The sequence below is a fragment of the Bradyrhizobium genomosp. I (2014) genome (assembly GCF_000261685.1).
Classification (GTDB): domain Bacteria; phylum Pseudomonadota; class Alphaproteobacteria; order Rhizobiales; family Xanthobacteraceae; genus Bradyrhizobium.
In genome coordinates this window covers 1-20,605 of sequence record NZ_AJQE01000252.1, presented here as the reverse complement: position 1 = coordinate 20,605, position 20,605 = coordinate 1, and the positions used below count along the sequence as shown (strand labels likewise).

Below are 20,605 nucleotides of genomic sequence, written 5' to 3'. Positions count from 1 at the left end.
CGGTAAACTACTCAGCCGTCGTTCACGTTGAATCGGGAACGAACGGTGCTACGGCAGCTTCTGGCACCGAGCTCGGTCGGTTCGGGGATTTCGATGACAAGCTATTCAATGATCAAGGTCGGCAACGACTACGTCGTGCAGGCCAATGACAAATGCATTTTGAAGGTCGGTAGCCGCCGCAGGGCCGCGCAATTGATCAGCGATGCCACGGACTTGCTCAATGCGCTCGCCGTCGCCCAATCTCCGAAGATCGCACCCGAGGAGCCATCACTCGCCCGTGAGGCCCCGGAACTTCCTTGACTGGCCTACCCGTTTCCCGTATCAGCCGCGGCGGGACACCTCCCCCCAACGGGAGGCTTACTATCTGGAAGGGTAGATCATGACTGTAGCGAAGCCCGCTTCGCGGCCGACCGTGCCGCATTTCTCCTCCGGCCCCTGCGCCAAGCGCCCCGGCTGGAACGCCCAAAATCTCAAGGACGCAGCGCTCGGCCGTTCGCATCGCGCGAAGGTCGGCAAGACCAAGCTCAAGCTCGCGATCGACCTGACGCGCGAAGTGCTCGAGGTGCCCGCCGATTACCGCATCGGCATCGTGCCGGCCTCCGATACCGGCGCGGTCGAGATGGCGCTGTGGTCACTGCTCGGTGCACGGCCCGTCACCACGCTCGCCTGGGAATCCTTCGGCGAGGGCTGGGTCAGCGACATCGTCAAGGAATTGAAGCTCAAGGACGTCACCAAGCTCAATGCAGCCTATGGTGAGATTCCCGACCTCTCCAAGGTCGATCCGAAGAGCGACGTCGTCTTCACCTGGAACGGCACCACCTCGGGCGTGCGCGTGCCGAACGCCGACTGGATCAGCGCGACCCGCGAAGGCCTGACCATCTGCGACGCGACCTCCGCAGCGTTCGCGCAGCCGCTCGACTGGGCCAAGCTCGATGTCGTCACCTTCTCCTGGCAGAAGGCGCTCGGCGGCGAGGCCGCGCACGGCATGCTGATCCTGTCGCCCCGCGCGGTGGAGCGGCTCGAGACCTACAAGCCGGCCTGGCCGCTGCCGAAGATCTTCCGCATGACCAAGGGCGGCAAGCTCAACGAAGGCATCTTCGTCGGCGAGACCATCAACACGCCGTCGATGCTCTGCGTCGAAGACTATCTCGACGCGCTGAACTGGGCCAAGTCGATCGGCGGCCTCAAGGCGCTGATCGCGCGTGCCGATGCCAACACCAAGGTGCTCGCCGACTGGAAGGCGAAGACGCCGTGGATCGACTTCCTCGCCAAGGACGCTTCGATCCGCTCCAACACCTCGGTGTGCCTGAAGTTCACCGATCCCGCGATCACCTCGCTCTCGGACGACGCGCAGGCCGACTTCTCCAAGAAGCTGGTTGCCCTCGTCGAGAAGGAAGGCGCCGGCTACGACTTCGCGTACTACCGCGATGCGCCGGCCGGCCTGCGCATCTGGTGCGGCGCCACCGTCGAGGCGAAGGACGTCGAGCTCTTGACGCAGTGGATCGACTGGGCGTTCGCCGAGACCAAGGCCACGCTCGCCAAGGCGGCGTAAGTTTCTTACCCTCCCCTGGAGGGGGAGGGTCGACGCACCGCCAGGTGCGGCGGGGTGGGGTGATCTCTCCACACGGCGCACCGGCAGTTTTCTTTGTTGCAGCTTCACCCCACCCCGGCGCTTCGCGCCGACCCTCCCCCTCCAGGGGAGGGTGTGAAGGACACATCCCCATGACCAAACCCAAAGTTCTCATTTCCGACGCACTCTCGCCCGCCGCCGTTCAGATCTTCAAGGATCGCGGTGTCGAGGTCGACTTCCAGCCCAACCTCGGCAAGGACAAGGACAAGCTCGCCGAGATCATCGGCAACTACGACGGCCTTGCGATCCGCTCCGCGACCAAGGCCACCGCCAAGATCCTCGAGAAGGCGGCGAAGCTGAAGGTGATCGGCCGCGCCGGCATCGGCGTCGACAATGTCGAGATTCCCGCCGCCACGGCCAAGGGCATCATCGTGATGAACACGCCGTTCGGCAATTCGATCACGACCGCCGAGCACGCCATCACCCTGATGCTGGCGCTGGCCCGCGAGATCCCGCAGGCGGACGCCTCGACCCAGGCCGGCAAGTGGGAGAAGAACCGCTTCATGGGCGTCGAGATCACCGGCAAGGTGCTCGGTGTCGTCGGCTGCGGCAACATCGGCTCGATCGTCGCCGATCGCGCGCTCGGCCTGCGCATGAAGGTGATCGCGTTCGATCCGTTCCTGTCGCCGGAGCGTGCCAAGGACATCGGCGTCGAGAAGGTCGAGCTCGACGATCTCCTGAAGCGCTCCGATTTCATCACGCTGCACACCCCGCTCACCGACAGGACCAGGAACATCATCGATGCAGCCGCAATCGCCAAGATGAAGAAGGGCGTGCGCCTGATCAACTGCGCCCGCGGCGGCCTCGTCGACGAGCAGGCGGTGGTCGATGCGCTCAATTCCAGGCACATCGCGGGCGCCGCCTTCGACGTGTTCGTCGAGGAGCCCGCGACCAGGAACGTGCTGTTCGGCCATCCCAACGTGATCTGCACGCCGCATCTCGGCGCTTCCACCACCGAAGCCCAGGAGAACGTCGCGCTCCAGGTCGCCGAGCAGATGTCGGATTACCTCCTGACCGGCGCGATCTCGAACGCCGTGAACTTCCCCTCGATCACGGCCGAAGAGGCGCCGAAGCTGAAGCCGTTCATCGCGCTGGCCGAGAAGCTCGGCTCCTTCGCCGGCCAGCTCACCGAGACCGGCATCCTCAAGGTCGAGATCACCTATGAGGGCCACGTCGCCGAGATGAAGATCAAGGCGATCACCTCCGCCGTGCTGTCCGGCCTGCTGCGGCCGATGCTGGGCGAGATCAACGTGGTGTCCGCGCCCGTGATCGCCAAGGAGCGCGGCATGGTGGTCGACGAGATCGTGCGCGCGGCCCAGAGCGACTATGAGAGCCTGATCACCGTCGCGGTCACCACCGAGCGGCAGGAGCGATCGGTCTCGGGCACCGTCTATGCCGACGGCAAGCCGCGCCTCGTCGACATCAAGGGCATCCGCGTCGATGCCGAGTTCGGCAAGTCTATGATCTATGTGACCAACGAGGACAAGCCCGGCTTCATCGGCAAGTTCGCCAGCCTTTTGGGTGACGCCAAGATCAACATCGCCACCTTCCATCTCGGCCGCGCCGCGCCCGGCAGCGATGCCATCGCGCTGGTCGAGGTCGACGGTGCGGTGCCGGCGGACCTGCTCGCCAAGGTGCAGGGCCTGCCGCAGGTCAAGCAGGCCAAGGCGCTGACGTTCTGAGAGGCCGTCATTCCGGGGCGATGCGGAGCATCGAATCCGGAAGTTCGAGCTTCCGGGTTCGGCTCTTTCGAGCCGCCCCGGAATGACGAGCATCATATTCCGACCCGCGGAACAACGCCGCTTCCATCACCTGGAGGCGGCGTTTTTATTCCCGCATCCGCCAAACATTGTGTACCAATGGCGCCCAGAACGCGTCGTAACTACGCTCCGTTCAAATCGTTCGACAAGGGAGAAACACATGCGTGAAGCCGTCATCGTTTCCTATGCGCGCACGGGCCTCGCCAAATCCGGCCGCGGCGGGTTCAACATCACGCCGCCGATGTCGCTCGCGGCGCACGCCATCCAGCACGCTGTGAGCCGCGCCGGCGTGGAGAAGGATTATGTCGAGGACTGCTATCTCGGCAATTGCGCCCACGGCGCGCCGAACATCGGCCGCCAGGCCGCGCTGCTCGCCGGCCTGCCGAAGACCACCGCCGGCGTGTCGGTGAACCGCTTCTGCTCCTCGGGGCTTCAGACCATCGCGATGGCCGCCAACTCGATCCGCTCCGACGGTGCCGACTGCATCGTCGCCGGCGGCGTCGAGAGCATTTCGATTCCGGGCGGCGGCACGCCGAAGGAATCGATCGATCCGGAACTGCTCAAGGTCGCCCCCGACATCTTCATGGCCATGATCGACACCGCCGACATCGTCGCCGAGCGCTACAAGCTCAGCCGCGAATATCAGGACGAGTTCTCGCTGGAATCGCAGCGCCGCATGGCCTCGGCGCAGCAGGCCGGCAAGTTCAAGGACGAGATCGTCCCGATGAAGACGAGGATGAAGGTCGTCGACAAGCAGACCAAGGCCGAGAGCATCGTCGACTACGTCGTCGATCGCGACGAGTGCAACCGGCCGGAGACCACGCTGGAAGGTCTCGCCAAGCTCGAGCCGGTGAAGGGCCCCGGCAAGTTCGTCACCGCCGGCAATGCCAGCCAGCTCTCGGACGGCGCCGCCGCCGTGGTGCTGATGGAAGCCAAGGACGCCGAGAAGCGCGGCCTGAAGCCGCTCGGCCGCTTCGTCGCCTGGGCGACCGCCGGCTGCGAGCCCGACGAGATGGGCATCGGCCCGGTGTTCGCGATCCCGAAGCTCCTGAAGCGCACCGGGCTCAAGATCGACGACATCGATCTGTGGGAGCTCAACGAGGCCTTCGCCAGCCAGTGCCTGTATTGCCGCGACAAGCTCGAGATCGATCCGGCCAAATACAACGTCAATGGCGGCTCGATCGCGATCGGCCATCCTTTCGGCATGACCGGCGCGCGGCTCACCGGCCATCTGCTGCAGGAAGGCGCGCGTCGCAAGGCCAAGTGGGGCGTCGTGACCATGTGCATCGGCGGCGGCCAGGGCGGCGCGGGCCTGTTCGAGATCTACAGCTGATCCGGACTGCCGCCGTCACTTCAATCCAGGCAAGCACGGCGCCACCGGCGCCGTGTTTTTTTGACCGTACGCGTGTATCTCACCGTGCATAGGGTAGTTCTTGGAAACTGTTCGTGCGGCGTGACGGCTACGCATGGACGGGCCAATCGCGGCCCCGCGCCGGCCCACGACAACCTCGCCGAAGCTTATTCGCGATGCGCCGGAAATCTTTGCCTCGCCGGGCGTTAAAGCGCGACGGAGTAATGGAGGAGAAAGCTCATGCGCTCAACAATGGCAGCAATCCTTACGACGATCCCGCTCCTGGCGGTGCCGGCGATCGCACAGCAGACAACACCGAACCAGAACCTGCAGAGTGAGGCGGACAAGGGCATCAAAACGGAGAACTCCGGCGCCTCGGGGTATGTCAGAGAGCAGGATAAGCCGGGCGCGGCGGCAACCATGCCGGGCGATCGAACCGGTGCCGATGCCACCGGTAGTGTTGCCAGCTCCCCCAGCGCGCAGAATTCAGGCGCAGGCATCCCGGGAGAACCCGGCAGCAAGAGCGGTCCGCCCGCCAAGAAGGGAATAGTCGGCTCAGCTTCCCATAATCTTTCGGTCCAGGAGCAGGACCCCGCGCACATCAAGGGTCTGCCGGGCAACAAGAGCGGTCCGCCGGCGAAGCAATAGGTGATCGCAGCAGAGGCCGGCTCTGGAACTAGCTCCTGCGCAGCAGCTTTGCTTCACCTCTCGCGAAGGCAGAGGTCGGACCGGAGGACGCGCTCTACGCCTTCGCCAGCGCCGGCGCGAACACGACTTCGATCAGCGTGCCGGAATTGGCAGCGCTCCTGATGTTGAACTGGGCGCGGTTGGCTACGACCAGCGCCTTGGTCAGCGACAGGCTGAGCGCCGCATTGTCCGCGGCGTCCCCCGGCGGCGGGGTGCGGAACGGCTCCATCGCGGCGGCGACCTCGCGCTCGCTGAGGCCGTGGCCGGTGTCGCGGATACGAAGCGCGATCTCGCCGCGGTCGGTCAGCGCAGTGGAGACGATGACCTGGCCGCCGGCGCTGGCCAGCCGGATCGAGTTCGAGATCAAATTCATGGTGATCTGCCGCATCGCGCGCGCGTCCACGCTCACCTGCGGCAGCGCATGCGCGAGCGAGGTGCGGATGATGATGCGCTCGCGATTGGCCTGCGGCTGCATCACCGCGACGCAGGCCTCGACCAGGTCGTTGAGATTGAGGTTGGCGAAGGTGAGGTCGAGCTTGCCGGTCTCGATCCGCGACAGTTCGAGGAGGTCGTCGATGATGGCGATGACCCGCTCGCCGGAGGCGCGGATGTCCTTCATGTATTCGCCATAGCGCTCGTTGCCGAGCGCGCCGAAGCGTTCGGAGATCATCACCTCGGCGAAGCCGATGATGGCGTTGAGCGGCGTGCGGATCTCGTGGCTGATCCGCGCCAGCATGTCGGCCTTGGCGTTGGCCGCGCCGTCGACGAGGCGGCGCGCCTGCGTCAGCTCGCTCTCGCCCTTCTTGCTCTGCGAGAGATCGCGGAACACGGCGAAGAAGTTCGGGCCGTCCGGCCGCGTGCGGCCCATGATCATCGCGAGCGGAATGACGCCGCCCTTCTTCTCGCGTCCCAGCACCTCGCGGCCGTGGTCGAGCAGGCTCGCGATGTCCTGGCTCTTCAGGCTTTCGAGATAATCGGCGACGATCTGCTGGCTCTCGGGCGCGAACAGCGTCATCAGGTTCTGCGCGAGCAGCGCTTGCCCGTCATAGCCGAACAGCGCTTCCGCGCTGCGGTTGCAGGCGTGGATGTTGCCTTCGGCATCGAACATGACGATGCCCTCGGCCGTGGTGTCGAGGATGGCGGCGAGATCCTCCGCCTCGGCTTCGCCGGCGGAGGGCTCGGGCTCGGGCTCGGGCGCGTAGGAGAAAGACTCGGCGACGATGGTCTCGGCGACAACGGTCTCTGCGATGACAGGCACAGCCTGCGGCGGCGCGCAGATCAGCGCATGCGCGCTCTCGCCGTCCCAGTCGATCGTGTGCAGATGCGCGTCGGTCGTCGCAAGCGGCTCCTCGCCGTTCGCAACCGTCGCGCTGATCGTGACGGGCGTGCCGCCTTGCGACGTGCTGCTGGCCGACGACACGCCCGGCTCGACATAGAGCGCGTCCAGTCCGCCGGCATCCTCCAACGCACTGAGGCTGGCATGGCCCATGCGCGCGAGGAAGGCGGGATTGGCGTAGAGCAGGCGGTCGAGCCGATAGATCAGGATGCCGGTCGGCAAGAGATCGAGCAGCGTGCGGTCGCGCCTGGGTTCGGCGCGCGGCGGCGGGGTGGGCTCGGTCAGCCATTCGACTGCGGCTTGCGGCGCCTCCGGCTCGGGCAATGGCGGCTCGGGCGCGACCTCCGCGGCGGGCGGCTCGACCGCATCGGCCGCGATCGTCTCGCGCTCGCGTTCGAGCCGTTCGGACAATTGCCGCGCGAGTTCGTTGAACGCGCTGTTCTCGACAGGCGTCAGCGTCGGGAAGCGCGTATCGCCGGGCGGGCGGAACGGCACGACATTGGGAGGCGTTTCCACGGGCGTGTCCAGATCGGTTGGGTGTGAATTCGCGTCGCTTGCGGGCTCTGACAGTTCAGGCTCGGATGTTGGCTCGGGCTCGGGCGGCGGCTCGATCGGCGGAGGCGCTGCCGCTGCTTCGGGCTTCTCTTCGGGCTCGGTCGCGGCTTTGGCCTCCGGCTCCGGATCGGGCTCGACGGCGTCGGCGGACAGGCCCTGCTGCGCCGGCGGCGCGACGAGCAATTCGAAGCGGCGCAGCGCCTCGAGCCGGTTGAGGCCGTCGAGATCGCGGCAGACGCCGAAACCCTTGAAGCCGGCAAAGTTGCGCATCCGGTCGTAGACCGGCACGCCCGCAAGCTCGACCGCAAGATGCGCGCCGCCGTCGGCCGGCCAGTCCACGGTGATGCCGGCCCAGGTGTCGTGGCTGGCCAGCGCCTGCGCGACGCGCCCCTCCGGATCGAGCGGGAATTTTTCGGCGATCTCGCGCCAGGGGCGGCCGAAGCCGGCGGCCGTGTGCGCGCCGATCAGGCGGATGAACTCGTCGGAGAGAAGCACAAAGCGGCCCTCTGCATCCATCTGCCAGAGAAAGCGCAGCGGATGCTGACGCGGTGCGGGCGGCTCTTGCTGGCCCGAGGACTCCTGGTCCGACTGCGGCTCGACCATGCCTGGTTTGATCGCTTCGGCCTGCGGCGACACAATGGCTTGGGAGGGGTTTTCAACCGGAGTGTTTTCAGCCGGCGTGTTTTCAACCGGAGTATTTTCAACCGGGGTGTTTTCAACCGGAGTCTTGGGCGCGGCTGGTCCAGCCGTTTCGGCCGGGTCGTTGAAGGCGTCGAACAGCGTGATCGCGGGCGGAGCCTCGTTCGGCAGCGCAGGCCGTGCGTCCTCCGGCACTGCGGCCGGAGGCTCGGCGGCGGCGAGCTCGGGCGCGGCATCGCGCGCAGTCGCCGTCTGGGCTCCAGGCTCGATCAGCGCGACCAGGCCGATATCGGTACCCGCGCCGACCCGTTGCAGCACCATCTGGCCGATGCCGATCGGCGTCGCGGCGCGGCCGGTTGCCAGCGCATCGCTCCGCGCCCGGTCGAGGCCGGCCGCGCCGAGATCGCGGAAACCGAGCAGGGCGCGGGCGGCCTCGCTCGCCCCGACGAACAGTCCGTCCGGCGCGAACGCCGCCATCGGCACCTTGGCACCCGCGACCAGGCGAGACAGCCGCTCGACCAGCGGCATCGGGCGCGAGGTTGGATCCATCGCGGTGACGAGCATGGCGTGGCCGCCATCGGCAAAATCGAGCCGCGCGCAGGCGCAGGTCATCAGCGTGCCGAACCGGGCGCCGAAGCCGCGCAGCCGTTCGAGCCGCACCGTGCCGTTCGCCGGCAGCTGGCGGGCCAGCCGGGCGACCTGGCGGCGATGGCTGTCCGCCGGGCCGAACACCTTGTCCGCGAGTGCTGCGCCATTCGCCGCGCCGAACAGGTTTGCGCCGACCGGATTGGCCCACAGCACGCGCGAGCCGTCGAGCGACCACAGCCAGGTCGCCAGCGGCGAGGTCGCATGCACGGCCAGCCGCGGATCGCCCACACCTCGCAACTGGAAATCCGAATGCTTCATAGGGCCGGCTTGTCACTCACGCATCAGGTGTGGCGGCTGCCGGGAATGACAGCCTTAAGAAAGAGTTATCGCCCGAGAGGCGCGGGCAGGTCCACGGCCGCAAGCCCGGAAGGGCCACCCTAAGCGCGATAACCTTAATGTGCCCAAACCCGCAAGCCGCAGCCCGGTTCGTCCAAGGGATTCACGGGTGGGGGGCGGGTTCAAAGCCCGGTGCCGTACAAAAAGTGCCCATCCTCCCCTGGAGGGGTCCGGGACGAGCGTAGCTCGCCCGTAGATCGGTTCGCATGCAGCGAAGCGGAATGCGAACCGAGGTGGGGTGATCTCTCCACGCAGGCGGTGCCCGAGTGGAAAGATCACCCCACCCCGCTCGCGCTGCGCGCGATCGACCCTCCCCCTCCAGGGGAGGGTAAGAAAGTCGCCGCGGCGCCCCGCACCCCATTACCTCAACCCCCGGTTCCTCCGACCGGGAACCTCACCCTTACCTAGATTAAATTTCGCGGCGCACCCTTGTGGCGCGTTGCGATGCACAATGTTGACATGATAGGCAGTCATGGTGCTGGGCGCCGGGCGAGCCACTCATTCGTTTTGCGTTTCCAGTCGTCGTACCCGCTGAATGCGAAGGCCCAGAATTGGGGCCGGCGGGCGCGCCAGAAGGCTCACTCGATTTTTTCATTAGCGTGAGGGACAACCATGACAGGTGCGACTGATCCGTTTTCTGCCTCGATCATCCCGTTCGAGGTTCCCGAGCAGATGCGTGCGTTCGCCGAGAAGGGCGTGTCGCAGGCCCGCGAGAACTACGCAAAGTTCAAGGACGCCGCCGAAACCCACAACGGCACCGTCGAGGCCGTGTTCACCTGCGCGTCCAAGGGCGCGAGCGAATACACCGCCAAGCTGGTCGAATTCATGAAGGCCAATTCCAGCGCCCAGCTCGACTTCGCCCAGCAGCTGTTCGGCGCCAAGTCGCCGTCGGAAGCGATGGAGCTGTGGACCGGCCACGCCCGCAAGCAGCTCGAGACCTTCCAGTCCCAGGCCAAGGAGCTGGTCGAGCTCACCCAGCGCGTCGCCAGTGAGACCGCCGAGCCGATCAAGGCGAGCGCCTCGAAGTACTATCCGTCCGCCGCCTGAGCGGTGAGGCCGGTTTGAACTGAGAAACCCGGGCCGAAAGGCCCGGGTTTTTCTTCGCCTCTTCCGTTGTCAGGAAGGTCGTCATGCCCGGGCTTGTCCCGGGCATCCACGTTCTGGGTGCCGCGGGGAAGGCGTGGATGGCCGGGACAAGCCCGGCCATGACGATGTGGAAGCTAAGCGCCCGATCCGCGAGCGGTCATAAGCGATGGCCCTGCCCGCAAGCGGAATAAGGGAGCGCAACTCCCTCATCATCCCCATCGAGCCCGATTTCATCGCACTGACGGTGAATTCCGCAAGTTTTCCACCCCATTGCGGCCTTGCCAAAAACCCCCGTTGCACCTAGTTTCCGCCCCGTCCAGCCCCCTCGGCACCGGCCCTATTCAAGGGCGTCCCAAGGCGCGGCTCGCCAGGATGCAGTTGTAGCTCAGTTGGTTAGAGCGCCTGTCTGTGGAACAGGAGGTCGGTGGTTCGAGCCCACCCAACTGTACCAACGACTTCAATACCTTAGCTCGAAATCGTGGAATGCATCGAACACGCTTAGCGGAGGCTATAGCGGAGACCGCTGTATGTGCATCTCTTCCTCAAGCCTGCTTGATGAGTCTGAAAAGCAGGCTTGTGACGCGTACGTAAAGGAGAAGAGAAGCAACGCCTGTCACGAACCACACGATGGAAAACCAAACCTGTGGCTGGTTTTCTGGAAGAAAGAAGCCGACGACGGCGACGGCCAGAAAAATTATCGCGCTGAACAGAGCTTCGGCGAGATAGTGATAGAGCAAGTTAGCGTAGCCGGCGCTTCTGAGCTTCTTGTAGACAGCTGAGTTGGTGAGGCCGAGTACGATGGCTTTCGCCGTCCCCAGAAAGCCGACAAACACTGCAGCGACCGTGCCGGATGCACCCATCAAAGCATCAGGCTTAGCCGGAATCGGATGCCCCAGCCCGAACCACCAGATGAGTACGACAACGATGGTGGCGAGATAGGGCCAGCCGCGCTCGATCATAAGCGGGGTCATGCCAAGACTCCGGCGTCTAACCATTCCCTAAGAGCTTGTGAGAGCGCTTGCCATCGATCTGGACGTGAGTAGCGCCTATTCGGCCCCAACTGCAGAGGCACGTCGGCTTTAGAATGGTAAGCAGAACCTGCACCTGAAGGCATGCGGCCCGTGACCCAAGGCGACATCGGTGGACTTGGAGACCCGCACGAGGAGGCTCATACCGGACCTTCCGGTGTGCTCGTTTGAGCGGTACGATGCTCGTTCCCGAGCCCGGTGCAGTTGAGGCCTGAGTTAGGCGTTAGGGGGAACGATGACGGTGTTATTGACTGGCGGGTGCGCCTGCGAAGATATTCGCTACGAATGCACAGAAGAACCGATTGTTCAGTTGATCTGCCATTGTCGCGATTGCCAACGCGCTACCGGAAGCGCTCTTGCGCCGGGAATGTTCATTGCGGGCGACAAGTTTCGATATTTGAAGTCCATACCGACTTTTCATGAAGTCGTCGCCCACAGTGGACGCAAAATCCAAAGGGGTTTCTGCGGAAAATGCGGCAGCTTCATTGGCGCGCGTTGGCCAGCAAATCCACATATGGTCGTTGTATCACCAATCAGTCTTGACGATCCGTCCGACTTTCAACCGACAGTCGAAGTCTGGCTGTCACGTGCGGAGCCATGGCATCCAGTTCATCCCGAGACCATGAAATTCGAGGGGCCGCCACTGAGTGGTGTGAAAGACAAGATTGATGCGTACTTCGCCAAACGCGCTGGTTCTCGGGCTGCGACATCCTGATGTCACTGTCTTAAACCGCTGACGGCATTACGGTGACAGTGCACTAATCTCTCCACGACGCGCTATCTGGCGCGCAGGTCCGGGCCACTTACACCGTCATCGCACTTCGTCAGGAGATCACCGCCTTGATCTGCGCGGTATCCGCAAACTCGATCAACTCAGCGATCTTGCCATCCTGAAATCTGAACAGGTCCAGGATCTCGGTGCTGAAAGTCTTTCCGCTTGGATTGTATCGAACGAGAACCCGGGAATGGACTGCGACGCGATCCCCGTCGACCACCTCAGCCAGGATCTCGCGGCTTTCGAAGCCGAAGGTGGCAGTGAACTGAGTGAAAGCCCCGCGCAGGGACGGGTGCCCCTCCATGCGCCCCGTCAGTTCGAGCGCGCTCTTGTCGCCCATCAACGTGAAGTGGCCCTCGGGATGAAAAGCCGTCACCAAACCCTCGACGTCGCCCTTGCCGCGCGCGGCGTAAGCGGTCCTGATCAATGCGAGCATGTCTTCACGCTGTGCCATGTTACCCTCCCTGCAACACGTATCAGGCCAGTCTAGCCACCTTTGCGTGCAAAGGCAAAATGATCGCGGGATCGTGTCGGCCGAAGCAGGATCGTTCGGTTTCGTTCCCCGGTCTTGGAAGAAAACGGCGGGCGCACCGGCGAACCTTTTCATGACGCCGGGTGTTTGTAGCTGCGGCAGGACAGACAACGCTGAGGGAGTCGAGCTATGAACGGTATCATCTATATCATCGGGCTTGTCGTTGTGATTGCTGCGGTGCTCTCGTTCTTCGGCCTGCGCTGATCGGCTGTTGGCCCTGGCGAGGCCGTTCGGCGTCGACGTAAAACCCCGGACGCCTCACCGCGCCACCATCAACACCACCACCGGCAGCGTCACCGCCGCCAGCAGCGTCCCCAGCGCCACCGCGCCCGACACCGGGTTCACCAGCCGCTGATACTGCACCGCGAAGATGTACGCATTCGCGCCGGTCGGCATCGCCGCGAACAGCACGACGACGCCGGCGGCGACCGGCGGCAGGTCGAGAAGTCTTGCCAGCACGAAGGCGGCCGCCGGCATCGCCGCGAGCTTGAGCGCGCACATCACCAGGATGCTCAGCTTCTCGCCCTTCACCTCGAAGCGGAACAGGTTGATGCCGAGTGCGATCAGCGCCGTCGGCGATCCCGCCTGCGCGAGCAGCTCGATGGTGCGGTCGACGACGGGAGTGAGGCCGAGTCCGGTGAAGCGCCAGATCACGCCGAAGCCGATAGCCAGCATCAAGGGGTTGCGCGCGAGATCGGCGAGCACGGGCCAGATGATCGTCAGCATCGAGCCGCTGTGCTTGCGGCTGACGAACTCCATCTGCAGCGTGCCGCAGAGCCACAGCAGCGGCGTGTTCACCGACAGGATCAGCGCCATCGGGCCCGCCGCCTCGTTGCCGAGCGCCGAGAGCACGAGCGGAATGCCGAGCATCACGATGTTGCCGTAGACCGAGCCGATCGCGAACACGACGCCGTCCTCGCTGCCGCCGCGCTGGCGGCGCAGCAGCGCCGCGATCACGAGCGCCGCGCTCCAGGTGATCGCAAGCGCGCCGTAATAGGCGCCCCACATCAGGTAGGGGCTGACGTCGGGGAATTCCGAGACGACGATGGTGCGAAAGAGCAGGGCAGGGATCGCGATGCTGAAGGCGAATTCGCTGATGCCCTTGTGCGCGCTCTCCGAGACGAAGCGAAACAGCACCGACGCATAGCCGGCCGCGATCAGCGCGAATACCGGCGCGACGATCAGCAACGTGGCCATGCGCGCTTAAGACCCCAGCTCGATGATCCTGCGCGCCATCCGCACATTGGCATAGTCGATCATCTTGCCGTCCAGCGTCACCGCACCCTGTCCTTTCGCCTCGGCTTGCTCCATCGCCTCGACCACGCGCCGCGCCTGGGCCAGTTCCTCGGCCGACGGCGTGAACGCGCGCAGCGTCGGGTCGATCTGGTCGGGGTGGATGACCTGCTTGCCGTCGAAGCCCATCGCCGCCGCCTTCTGCGCGCTGGCCTCAGTCAGCCTGGCATCGCGGAACGCACCGCAGGGGCCGTCGATGGCGCGCAGGCCGAACGCGCGCGCGGCGGCCAGGAGGCGCATCATCGGATAGGCGAACAGGTCGAGCGGCGCGGAGGCGTAGCCGCTTTGCGCCGATCCGACGTGGCGATAGCCGTCCGGCGAAATTCCGATGTCCGAGGTGCGGGCGCCGAGCGAGGCGGCGAGGTCGCCGACGCCGAGATGCAGCGCGGCCACGCTGTCGTGCGCGGCGGCGAGCGCGTCGACATTGACGAGGCCGAGCGCGGTCTCGATCAGCAGTTCGAGTGTAACAGGCGCAGCGCGATCCGGGGCGGCGGCGCGCAGCTGATCGGCGATGGCGGCGATGTCGCTGGCGCGCTCCGCCTTCGGCACGATCACCGCATCCAGCCGCGGAAGCGCCGCCAGCGTGCGGATCTCCTCGCCGACGGAGGGGCTGTCGACGGCGTTGAGCCTGACCGCGACGCGCTTGCTGCCCCAGTCGAGCGACGACAGCGACCGGACCGCTTCCTCCAGCGCGACGCCCTTCTCGGCAGGCGGCACCGCGTCCTCGAGATCCATGAACACCGCGTCCGCAGCCGAGGCGGAGGCCTTGGCGACCAGGCGGGCGCGATGCGCGGGGACGGCCAGGTAGGCCCGGCTCGGTTGCAGCGAGACCATCGTCACGTCTCCTTGGCCAGTCCGAGTTCACCGAGGATGGACTCATTGTGCTCGCCGACATCGGGCACAGGATCCATCCGCGGCGACAGGCCGGGAATCGTGAGCGCCGGCAGGAAGCTCATCACGGGCCCGCTGGGCGAGCCGACTGTCTGCACCCGCGCGCGCGCATGAAGTTGCTCATGCTGCAGGAAGGCCTCGACCGAATTCAGATGGGCGTTGGCAATCGCGGCTTCGTCCAGCAGCCGCAGCACCTCTTCGCTGGTCATGGATGCAAAGCGCTGCTCGATATGCGCCTGCAGATCGTCGCGGTTCTGCATGCGCAGCGGATTGGTGCGGAAGCGCAGGTGATCGGCAAAGCCGGCATCGCCGAGAACGATGCGGCACAGCGACCGCCATTCCCGGTCGTTCTGGATGCCGAAGAAGATGGTGTTGCCGTCGCCGACGCGGAACGGCCCGTAGGGCGCGATCGTCGCATGCTTCGCGCCGGTGCGCGGCAGCGGCCGGCCCGTGCTCTCGGTGTAGAACGCGGGATAACTCATCCAGTCCGTGATGGAATCGAACAGCGAGGCCTGGAAGGCCGTGCCCTTGCCGGTCCGCTCGCGGCGATACAGCGCCATCAAGACGCCGTTGAGGATGTACATGCCGGTGGCGATATCGACCACGGAAAGGCCCACTTTCGCAGGCTCCGCCTCGGTGCCGTTGATCGCGAGCACGCCGGCCTCGCACTGCACCAGCAGATCATAGGCCTTCTTGTCGCTGTAGGGCCCGCCGGTGCCATAGCCCGAAACGTCGCAGGCGATGAGGCGCGGAAATCGTCGCACGAGCGATGCCGCATCGAGGCCGAGCCGCTTCGCCGCGCCGGGCGCGAGATTCTGGATGAACACATCCGCCCGCGGCAGCAGGGCATCGAGCACCTTGCGGCCCTCAGGGCTCTTGATGTCGATGGCGAGGCTTTCCTTGGAACGGTTGGTCCAGACGAACTGGCTCGACATGCCGTTCATGACGTGATCGTAGTCCCGGCAGAAATCCCCAGTGCCCGGCCGCTCGATCTTGATGACCCGCGCGCCCCAGTCCGCCAGATGCCGGCTGGCCAGCGGCGCCGCGATCGCCTGCTCGAGCGAGACCACCGTAACTCCCGAGAGCGGAAGTTCCGCCTCATTCCCATCCATGCGATCGCCTCCACTCCGACGCTATTGATCAGCGCAGGAGACAGGCCGAGCACCCCACGCGCATCTTCTTGACGATGCCATCATGCCACTGTTTTGCCCGACGGGTCAAACCCGGTTTCGTGAAATCCTAAGATATGGGATGCTGAGTGTTTGCAGTGGCTTGGCTACTGTGCATGGGGTTGTTTTCGCGGTTTTTGTGTTTGGCGCTTCCCCACCCACAACTTTCATCCCCCGCCTTGTGCGCAAGTGCGCACTGGGGCGGGGGATGACAGCGGAAGAAGACGGCGCTGCTCGCGTCCCTGTTGCCGAGACCGCACACGTCGCGGCTTTCGCTTCCCCCCTCGGTTGCCAACGAACAGCCGTTCACCCACTATCCCTCTGACTCGACATGTGGGGGAATCGATGCCGGCATTTCGCTCGAAGACGTCATTGGCCGTTGCAGGCCTTTCGCTTGCCCTCGCCGTCCTGGCCCTGCCGCGCGCCGGTTTCGCCTACACCCAGGAGGAGCAGCAGGCCTGCTCGCCGGATGCGATGCGGCTGTGCAGCGAGTTCGTTCCGAACGTCGATGCCATCACCGCCTGCATGATCAAGAAGAAGGCGCAGCTCTCGCCGCAATGCCGGGTGTTCTTCCGCTCCGGCCCCGAGCCGGGCGAGGCCCGCGCCGGCAAGCCGACCAATATCGCGCCCAAGGCTGCGAAGAAGACCACCAAGCCGGCACCGAAAGTGGCCAGAAAGAAATCCAGCGAAGGCTGAGCGCGCGGGCGCCGCGTTCCCGGTTTGAAACCCTAACGTCGTGCCGGGAAGGCGGGCGCGATCGTGCCAGGCCCCCCGCATTCCGCCTCGCTCCGTGTTGCGACATCAGCTCCACGACAGCCTCCGGACTCGTTTTGTTCGCATGCATGGTGCGCAGGCTTGCGGCAATTACGGCCTGCGCAGGACGGAAAGGAGTCGGGGCAGGTTTTGCGCGGGCAGGTTGTGAGCCGCATTTTCCCGCTTCCATTGCTCAAGGAATGCACGATTGCCCCTGCCGCGCCGCTTCATGGAGCCTGTGTGTGTGACGTCACACGGCGCAGTGTGACTCAAAAGCCAACACGCCTTGTTATTTCGTGGCCATAACGCAACCCTCGATAAATTTTTCTTTCCCGAATCAGCGCGCTGATTCATTTTCGCGGCCTGGGGTCAATCTGGAGGCGGAAGGTATGAACGTTATTGTTTTTGCATCGCGTAAGGGCGGCTCGGGCAAGAGTACCCTGGCCGCACATCTCGCCGCGCAGATCAAGGCGAGCAAGCAGGTCATGCTCGTGGATGCGGATCCGCAGGGCTCGCTCACGCTGTGGCACAAGCTGCGTGGCACCAACGAGCCGCCGATCAAGGCCGCCGTGAACTCCGTCAGCGGCATCGTCTCCGCTGCCAAGCGCGACGGCTATGAATGGGTGCTGATCGACACGCCGCCGAACCTGTCGGCCGTCGTCGACGACGCGATCCGCAACGCGACGATGGTGATCATTCCGGCGCGTCCCGGCGTGTTCGACGTCAACGCGGTGCAGGAAACCATCCAGATGTGCCGCGCCGCGCGCAAGCCCTACGCGGTCGTGCTCAACGGTGCGCCGGCGCGTCGCGACGAAGCCGAGAGCCCGATCGTGACCATCGCCCGCGAAGCGCTGGCGAAATTCCGTGCTCCGGTGTGGGGCGGCCAGATCACCAACCGTTCGGACCTGCTGATGGCGCTGAGCCACGGCGAAGGTGCGCGCGAGTATCAGGCCGAGAGCCGCGCGGCTCAGGAAATCGCAAGGCTGTGGGCAGCGATCGAGCGTTCGGTCAAGGCTATTCGCGGCACGGCGTCGGCGTCCGGCGCAATGCACAAGCAGGCGGCTTGATTTTCATTGGTCATTTTCGAGAGGGCGAAAAACGCGCGGACGAGCCGCGCGTTTTTGCGTTTCTGCTTCCACGCGTCATTCCGGGATGGCGCGCTGGTGCCAGACCCGGCTACGCCACCAACAGCAAGTAGAACACGATGACCGGCGACAGGGTCAGGATCACCGACCAGATGCCGGCAGCCCAGAGAATGTCCTCGGTGGTAAAGCCCGGCTGTCCGGCGTCGTAATGCGCCGCCATTTCATTCTGACTATTCACGAACGCCTCCGCGATTTCTTCGCTTATGGGCGTCAGTGCTATCAGGGATGTTTTAAGATCCGGATCGCGGCTGCCAGTGCATTTTGAACACAGGTGCTACCGCGGATTAACCATTCCGGCGCCGCCGGTCAGCCGACCAGCCAAACGCGAAACAGCAGCACCGGCATCAGGCCGAGCATCACCGCCCAGAACCCGAACGACGACACCACCAGAATGCCCTGCAAGAGATCGGCCGGCGCGAATTGCCGCGCGGCCGTCGGCCGGATGCGATGTCCCATGGTCATTTCCCCTCTGTAGATCCTGAAGGATAGGCGCCATTGCGTAAACGAGCCGTGGATGCGCCATGCCGCAACGGCGAAGGCCGTTGGGGCGCGGTTAACCAAGGCCGCACTGCGCCGCACACCGCCGCCGCCATTCCGGGGCGCGGGCAGCGCGAACCCGGAATGACGGCGTGAGGTCAAGCTGAGGAGGGCGGTTACGCCGCGACCTTCGTCCGTCGCTCGATCTCGCGATCGATCGCCGCCGCGAGCTCGCTGCTCACCTCGACCATCGGCAGGCGCATTTCGGGGCTGTCGATCAGGCCGCTGCGCCACAGCCAGTACTTCGCCGGCGCGGGGCTCGGCTCGGCAAACAGCAGCCGCGTCAGCCCGGCGACCTCGTTCCAGCGCGCCTGCGCCGCGTCACGGTCGCCGCGCTTCAACTCGGCATGGATGGCTGCGAACGTCGCGGTCTCGACATGGGCTGACAGCACGATGCCCCCGTCGGCGCCGTCGCTGAGCGCCTCGAAATAATTCGCGTCCTCGCCGGTGAGCACGCGAAATGCCCTGGGACGGTCGCGCAGCAGCGCGATCGACTGCTCGCGGCTGGCGCCGCAATCCTTCAGGCCGACGATGTTCCTGTGCTGGGCAAGCCGCAGCAGCGTCTGGTTGGTGATGTTGACCGAGGTCCGATAGGGAATGTTGTACAGCGCCAGCGGCCAGGCGGCATGATCGGCGAGCGCCTCGAAATGCGCCAGCAGCCCGCGCTGCGACGGCCGCACGTAATGGGGGCTCGCGATCAGGTAGCCGTCGATCGGCCAGTCCGCGGTCTCGTCGAGGCGCTCCTTCAGCCGCGAGGTGTCCGCGCCCGAGAGCCCGAGACAGATCGGCACGGTACGGCTGCTCGCCGTCATCTCCTCGCGCACCACGGCGACGAGACGTTCGAGCTCGGCCTCGCGCAGCGTCATGCCTTCGCCCGAGGTCGCCCCCAGGATGAAGCCGTCGACGGCGCCAGCGCCGTAGTGTCGCGTCAGCCGCCGCAGCGACCTCTCGTCGAGAGCGCCGCCCTGAAACGGCGTCACCAGCGGCAGCCACAGCCCGTGCAAGTGATCCTCAAGACCGGTCATGTTCCATCTCCTTCTCGGGAAAAAACCTGAGACGGAGGCACATGAAAAAACCCCGTCCAGGCGGCGGGGTTTTCGGGATTTGCTGCGATGACGAAGTCAGCCTAGTGCGCGCAAAAATCCGAGGTCCCCGGATGGGGGCCTTTTTTCGAGATGACTGCGCACGACTTCGTGATCATTTGCAAATGATGCGGGGTATGCCTGGAACTGTCAACACACGCGGAGGGCGAAAGTCCATTTCGACGAAAAAAAGCCGGACCCGAGGGCCCGGCTTAGGTATTGGCCACGTGAGGCCGACACAATCACCTTCCAAGAGGGATTACTGAACTCCCGCGCCACTGGAGGAGGGGGACAAATGCGCAACGCGAAGGCTCAGCGTGCAAACATTATGGGCTTGCTGAGTGCCCTGCAGCAACAGCTGAGGCCGCATGTCAGTCATGCGGAAATCAGGACGGCCAGCGTTGCGCCTTGCTCACCACGAAGTCGCGGAACACCTGCACGCGCGCGACCGTCTTCAACTCCTCGGGATAGACGAAGTAGGTGTCGAGCTGGATCGAATCCGACTCGCCGAACAGCTGCACGAGCTTGCTCTGCTCCTCGACGAGATAGTCGGGCAGGGCGGCGATGCCGAGCCCCTGCTGACAGGCACGCACGAGGCCGAGGATGTTGTTCACTCTGAAATAGGCTTCGCGCGGACCGGAGCCGTTGCGCCCGGCTTCGACCAGCCAATTGCGGTTCTGCAAATGCGGCGCGAAGTTGCCGTCGCTGAGCGTGATGATGCGGTGGGAGTCGAGCTCCTCCAGCGTGCGCGGCGTGCCGAAGCGCTTGATGTATTCCGGCGAGCAATAGGCGTGGAAGCCCATCGCGAACAGCTTGCGCTGGATAAGATCCGGCTGCGTCGGCTTGCGGGTGCGGATCGCGACGTCGGCCTCGCGCATCGACAGATCGAGCTCCTCGTCGGTGACGATCAGCGAGATGCGGATCTCGGGATAGAGCGCAGTGAACTCGCCGAGCCGCGGGATCAGCCAGTTGATCCCGACGCCGGGCGTGGTGGTGATCTTGAGGTCGCCGCTCGGCCGCTCGCGGCTGTCGGTCAGCTTGGCGCGCGCGGCCTGCAACTGCATGAACACGTCATGCGCGGTGCGGAAGAGCAGGTCGCCCTGCTCGGTGAGGATCAGGCCGCGGGCGTGGCGGTGGAACAGCGAGACCGAAAGCTCCTGCTCCAGCGCCGAGACCTGGCGCGACACCGCCGATTGCGACAGGCCGAGCTGCTCGCCGGCATGCGTGAAGCTGCCCGCTTCCGCCGCTGCGTGAAACACCTTCAGCTTGTCCCAGTCCATATCCGTAAATCCGTCGCGTGTTCGAGGCATGATTCTATTCCGCTGCCGCGCGCTCGCTGGCGCGAAGGGCCAAGAAACGTTCGGCTTCGAGT

At 65.0% G+C, this 20,605-nt stretch carries 19 protein-coding genes and 1 tRNA gene; 10 read left to right on the top strand and 10 right to left on the bottom strand.

Annotated elements, in window-relative coordinates:
• Positions 1–108: 108 nt before the first annotated feature.
• The 5 genes from IC50_RS23685 (at position 109) to IC50_RS44060 (ending at position 5,389) form a co-directional block, all read left to right on the top strand.
• Positions 109–300 carry a hypothetical protein gene (locus IC50_RS23685; protein ID WP_244429632.1) on the top strand — a complete coding sequence of 64 codons (192 nt, stop codon included), beginning with the start codon at positions 109–111 and terminating at the stop codon, positions 298–300.
• Positions 301–379: 79 nt separating this feature from the next.
• On the top strand, positions 380–1,552 hold the full coding sequence (locus tag IC50_RS23680) for a phosphoserine transaminase (RefSeq protein WP_035710367.1): 1,173 nt from the start codon (positions 380–382) through the stop codon (positions 1,550–1,552).
• Positions 1,553–1,722: 170 nt separating this feature from the next.
• Complete coding sequence (gene serA / locus IC50_RS23675) at positions 1,723–3,312, top strand: phosphoglycerate dehydrogenase (protein WP_035710365.1); 1,590 nt, start codon at positions 1,723–1,725, stop codon at positions 3,310–3,312.
• 238 nt (positions 3,313–3,550) lie between these two features.
• Positions 3,551–4,723, top strand: coding sequence for a thiolase family protein (locus IC50_RS23670; RefSeq protein ID WP_035710361.1), 1,173 nt, complete (start codon positions 3,551–3,553; stop codon positions 4,721–4,723).
• A 438-nt stretch (positions 4,724–5,161) separates the two neighbouring features.
• Positions 5,162–5,389: a hypothetical protein gene (locus IC50_RS44060; RefSeq protein ID WP_081492498.1), complete on the top strand. Its 228-nt coding sequence runs from the start codon at positions 5,162–5,164 to the stop codon at positions 5,387–5,389.
• Positions 5,390–5,483: 94 nt separating this feature from the next.
• Here the strand turns inward: IC50_RS44060 and IC50_RS23660 are convergent, their stop codons facing one another.
• On the bottom strand, positions 5,484–8,864 hold the full coding sequence (locus IC50_RS23660) for a PAS domain-containing sensor histidine kinase (protein WP_035710357.1): 3,381 nt from the start codon (positions 8,862–8,864) through the stop codon (positions 5,484–5,486).
• A gap of 690 nt (positions 8,865–9,554) precedes the next feature.
• On the opposite strand from IC50_RS23660, the gene IC50_RS23655 reads away from it, so the two are divergent.
• On the top strand, positions 9,555–9,989 hold the full coding sequence (locus IC50_RS23655; RefSeq protein WP_035710355.1) for a phasin: 435 nt from the start codon (positions 9,555–9,557) through the stop codon (positions 9,987–9,989).
• A gap of 413 nt (positions 9,990–10,402) precedes the next feature.
• Positions 10,403–10,479: transfer RNA gene (locus tag IC50_RS23650), tRNA-His, on the top strand.
• A gap of 91 nt (positions 10,480–10,570) precedes the next feature.
• On the opposite strand, the gene IC50_RS23645 is transcribed toward IC50_RS23650, so the two are convergent.
• Positions 10,571–10,999: a hypothetical protein gene (locus tag IC50_RS23645; protein ID WP_035710354.1), complete on the bottom strand. Its 429-nt coding sequence runs from the start codon at positions 10,997–10,999 to the stop codon at positions 10,571–10,573.
• A 292-nt stretch (positions 11,000–11,291) separates the two neighbouring features.
• On the opposite strand from IC50_RS23645, the gene IC50_RS39280 reads away from it, so the two are divergent.
• Positions 11,292–11,771 carry a GFA family protein gene (locus IC50_RS39280; protein ID WP_081492497.1) on the top strand — a complete coding sequence of 160 codons (480 nt, stop codon included), beginning with the start codon at positions 11,292–11,294 and terminating at the stop codon, positions 11,769–11,771.
• 109 nt (positions 11,772–11,880) lie between these two features.
• On the opposite strand, the gene IC50_RS23640 is transcribed toward IC50_RS39280, so the two are convergent.
• The 4 genes from IC50_RS23640 to IC50_RS23625 form a co-directional block, all read right to left on the bottom strand.
• Positions 11,881–12,267, bottom strand: a complete 387-nt coding sequence (locus IC50_RS23640; protein WP_244429631.1) for a nuclear transport factor 2 family protein — start codon at positions 12,265–12,267, stop codon at positions 11,881–11,883.
• 354 nt (positions 12,268–12,621) lie between these two features.
• A complete protein-coding gene (locus tag IC50_RS23635) occupies positions 12,622–13,560 on the bottom strand; it encodes an AEC family transporter (RefSeq protein WP_035710348.1) in 939 nt (312 codons plus the stop codon).
• A gap of 6 nt (positions 13,561–13,566) precedes the next feature.
• Entirely contained in the window at positions 13,567–14,490 is a 924-nt protein-coding gene (locus tag IC50_RS23630; RefSeq protein ID WP_035710343.1) for an HpcH/HpaI aldolase/citrate lyase family protein, read from the bottom strand.
• 2 nt (positions 14,491–14,492) lie between these two features.
• Complete coding sequence (locus tag IC50_RS23625) at positions 14,493–15,659, bottom strand: CaiB/BaiF CoA transferase family protein (protein WP_035710341.1); 1,167 nt, start codon at positions 15,657–15,659, stop codon at positions 14,493–14,495.
• Between the two features lie 402 nt (positions 15,660–16,061).
• On the opposite strand from IC50_RS23625, the gene IC50_RS23620 reads away from it, so the two are divergent.
• Together IC50_RS23620 and IC50_RS23615 are read left to right on the top strand one after the other, a co-directional pair.
• Positions 16,062–16,412 (top strand): hypothetical protein, encoded by a 351-nt coding sequence (locus tag IC50_RS23620; protein ID WP_035710338.1) that lies wholly within the window; start codon positions 16,062–16,064, stop codon positions 16,410–16,412.
• A 446-nt stretch (positions 16,413–16,858) separates the two neighbouring features.
• Positions 16,859–17,536, top strand: a complete 678-nt coding sequence (locus tag IC50_RS23615) for a ParA family protein (protein ID WP_027575286.1) — start codon at positions 16,859–16,861, stop codon at positions 17,534–17,536.
• A 109-nt stretch (positions 17,537–17,645) separates the two neighbouring features.
• Here the strand turns inward: IC50_RS23615 and IC50_RS40360 are convergent, their stop codons facing one another.
• From IC50_RS40360 to IC50_RS23605, 4 genes are all read right to left on the bottom strand, one after another.
• On the bottom strand, positions 17,646–17,792 hold the full coding sequence (locus IC50_RS40360) for a hypothetical protein (protein ID WP_162131530.1): 147 nt from the start codon (positions 17,790–17,792) through the stop codon (positions 17,646–17,648).
• Positions 17,793–17,920: 128 nt separating this feature from the next.
• On the bottom strand, positions 17,921–18,070 hold the full coding sequence (locus tag IC50_RS42555) for a hypothetical protein (RefSeq protein ID WP_167406957.1): 150 nt from the start codon (positions 18,068–18,070) through the stop codon (positions 17,921–17,923).
• Positions 18,071–18,267: 197 nt separating this feature from the next.
• Complete coding sequence (locus IC50_RS23610) at positions 18,268–19,176, bottom strand: 4-hydroxy-tetrahydrodipicolinate synthase family protein (RefSeq protein WP_035710331.1); 909 nt, start codon at positions 19,174–19,176, stop codon at positions 18,268–18,270.
• A 443-nt stretch (positions 19,177–19,619) separates the two neighbouring features.
• Positions 19,620–20,543 (bottom strand): LysR family transcriptional regulator, encoded by a 924-nt coding sequence (locus IC50_RS23605; RefSeq protein ID WP_026201990.1) that lies wholly within the window; start codon positions 20,541–20,543, stop codon positions 19,620–19,622.
• Positions 20,544–20,605 lie beyond the last annotated feature (62 nt).